This is a genomic window from Pseudonocardia pini (assembly GCF_013870575.1).
In the GTDB taxonomy this organism is placed as follows: Bacteria; Actinomycetota; Actinomycetes; order Mycobacteriales; family Pseudonocardiaceae; genus Pseudonocardia; species Pseudonocardia pini.
In genome coordinates, this window is the sequence record NZ_JACBXB010000762.1 from 1 (window position 1) to 2,650 (window position 2,650).

2 protein-coding genes are annotated in these 2,650 nt (G+C 72.9%); both read right to left on the reverse strand.

The features are described from left to right. Window positions 1–120: 120 nt before the first annotated feature. Window positions 121–969 carry a mycofactocin-coupled SDR family oxidoreductase gene (locus H5J29_RS28505; RefSeq protein WP_181784078.1) on the reverse strand — a complete coding sequence of 283 codons (849 nt, stop codon included), beginning with the start codon at window positions 967–969 and terminating at the stop codon, window positions 121–123. A gap of 115 nt (window positions 970–1,084) precedes the next feature. Then, window positions 1,085–2,584 (reverse strand): glycerol kinase GlpK, encoded by a 1,500-nt coding sequence (glpK, locus tag H5J29_RS28510; RefSeq protein ID WP_181784079.1) that lies wholly within the window; start codon window positions 2,582–2,584, stop codon window positions 1,085–1,087. Window positions 2,585–2,650: the final 66 nt, after the last annotated feature.

Consider the following 2,650-nt stretch of genomic DNA (forward strand, 5'->3'; position numbering starts at 1 on the left):
TCGCAGACCTCGACCCCGCCGCGCCCGACCCCGCCCTCGTCGCCGCGCTCACCCCACGATGAGCGAACGGCACCCTCGCTCACACCTACTGAGCGAGAGTGCCGTTCGCTCGGGTCGGGGTCAGAGGTGCGGGGCCTTGTACGGCGCGAGCCCGCCCGCGTCGATGATCTGCGTGGTGCCCGTGACGTACCGGGCCTCCTCGGAGGCGAGGTAGAGCACCGCGTTGCTGATGTCGACCGGCTCCACCCACGGGATGGGGAGGCCGTTGAGCGTCTGGAAGGCCGGGGTGGCGTTGTCCCTGGTCGGGGCGGCCGAGTCGCCGAGGAACAGCGAGTACATCGCCTCGTTGTGGATCATGGGCGTGTTGACCGTGGTGGGGTGCACGGAGTTGCAGCGGACCCCGTGCGGGGCCAGCTCGACGGCGAGCGTGCGCATCAGCCCGACCACGCCGTGCTTCGCCGCCGTGTAGTGCGCGAGGTTGGCGAACGCGACGAGCCCCGCCGTCGAGCTGGTGAGCACGATCGAGCCCGAGTTCTGCTCCAGCATGTACGGGATCACGGCCTTGGTGGACTTCCAGACCCCGGTGAGGTTGACGTCGATCATGGTCTGCCAGGTGTCCTCGTCCAGCTCCCAGGCGGGGGCGAACGAGGCGATGCCGGCGTTGGCCGCCAGGATGTCGATCCGGCCGAGCTCGGACACGCCCGCCGAGACGGCCTCCTGCAGCGCGGCGAGGTCCCGGACGTCCGCGACCCGGCTGACCACCCGGCGGTCCAGGTCCTCGATCTGCTTCGCGGTCTCGGCCAGGTCCGCCTCGGTCGCCCCGCCGTAGGGCACCGAGTCGACGTCCGCGCAGACGTCGACCGCGATGATGTCCGCGCCCTCCTGCGCCAACCGGAGCGCGTGGCTGCGCCCCTGTCCGCGCGCCGCTCCGGTGACCAGAGCGACCTTGCCCTCGACCCGACCCGCCATGGGGGGTACCTCCCGGTTCGTCGCGGGCCCCGTTGCCCGCTCCCCCACCGTCACCCCGGCCGGCGGGTCCGTCAACGTTCGGTCCCCGAATGCACGAACGCCCTGCGGGCCGGGCTCACCGGACCCAGTCGTAGCTGCGGGACACCGCGCGGCCCCAGTTCTCCCGCTCCCGCTCCCGCACCGCGGCGGCCATGTCCGGGGTCCACATCGCGGCCCGGTGCCAGTTGGCGCGCAGCACCTCCAGCTCCGACCAGTGCCCGACCGCCAGCCCCGCGACGTACGCCGCCCCGAGGCAGACCGCCTCGGAGCCGAGGGGCCGCTCGACCGGGACGTCGAGCACGTCGGCCACGGACTGCATGAGCAGGTGGTCGGCCGTCATGCCGCCGTCGACCTTGAGCCGGGTGACGGGGATGCCGGACTCGGCGTTCATCGCGTCGACCACCTCGCGGGTCTGCCACGCCGTGGCCTCCAGCACCGCCCGCGCGAGGTGCCCGCGGGTGATGTAGCTGGTCAGACCCACGATGACGCCGCGGGCACCGGGCTGCCAGTGCGGTGCGTAGAGCCCGGAGAAGGCGGGCACGACGTAGCAGCCGCCGTTGTCCGGCACGGTCATCGCGAGCGTCTCGATCTGCGCCGCGGTGCCGATCATGCCGAGCGAGTCCCGGAACCACTGCACCAGCGAGCCGGTCATCGCGATCGACCCCTCGAGCGCGTAGACCGGCTCCTTCCCGACGAGGTACCCGACGGTCGGGATCAGCCCCTGCGCCGAGCCCGCGATCCGCGACCCGGTGTTCTTGAGCAGGAAGGCCCCCGTGCCGTAGGTGCACTTGACCTCACCGGGCGCGAAGCAGGTCTGCCCCACGAGCGCGGCCTGCTGGTCCCCCAGCGCGCCCGCGACCGGCACGCCGGGCAGCACCTCGGTGCACACGCCGTAGACCTCGGCGTTGGACCTGATCTCCGGCAGCATCCGCTCCGGCACCCGCAGCGCGGCCATCAGCTTCGGCGACCACCGCAGGGTCCGCAGGTCCATCAGCATCGTCCGGCTGGCGTTCGTGACGTCCGTGACGTGCACCCCGCCGCGCGGGCCGCCGGTGAGCCGCCAGATCAGCCAGGACTCCATGGTCCCGAACAGCACGTCCCCCGCCTCGGCCCCCTCCCGGGCGCCGGGGACGTGGTCGAGCAGCCACCGCAGCCGCGGCCCGGCGAAGTAGGTCGCGGGTACGAACCCGCTGGTGGCGTCGAACGACGAGGCCAGCCCGTCGGCCACCAGGTCGGCGACGATCGGCCCGGTGCGGGTGTCCTGCCAGGTGATCGCCCTGGCCAGCGGGACGCCGGTGTGCCGGTTCCAGATCACCGTCGTCTCGCGCTGGTTCGCGATCCCCAGCGCGACCATGTTCTCCGGCCCCAGCCCCGCCCGCTTCAGCGCCTCCGGCACCACGCGCGCGACGTTGCGCCAGATCTCCTCGGCGTCGTGCTCCACCCGGCCGGGCTCGGGATAGTGCTGGCGGTGCTCCCGTTGGGCGACGGCGAGCATCCGGCCGGTCCGCGAGAACAGCAGGCAGCGCGTGGACGTCGTCCCCTGGTCGATCGCCGCGACGACCCGCTCCGTGCTCATCGCGCGCTCATCGGATCGTCCCCAGCAGCGCGGAGATCTCCCGGCCCGCCGCGCGGAGCTGGTCCG

Coding starts and splice junctions, on each gene's coding strand:
- H5J29_RS28505 (WP_181784078.1), bottom strand. CDS start 969: ATGGCGGGTCGGGTCGAGGGCAAGGTCGCTCTGGTCACCGGAGCGGCG.
- glpK (WP_181784079.1), bottom strand. CDS start 2,584: ATGAGCACGGAGCGGGTCGTCGCGGCGATCGACCAGGGGACGACGTCC.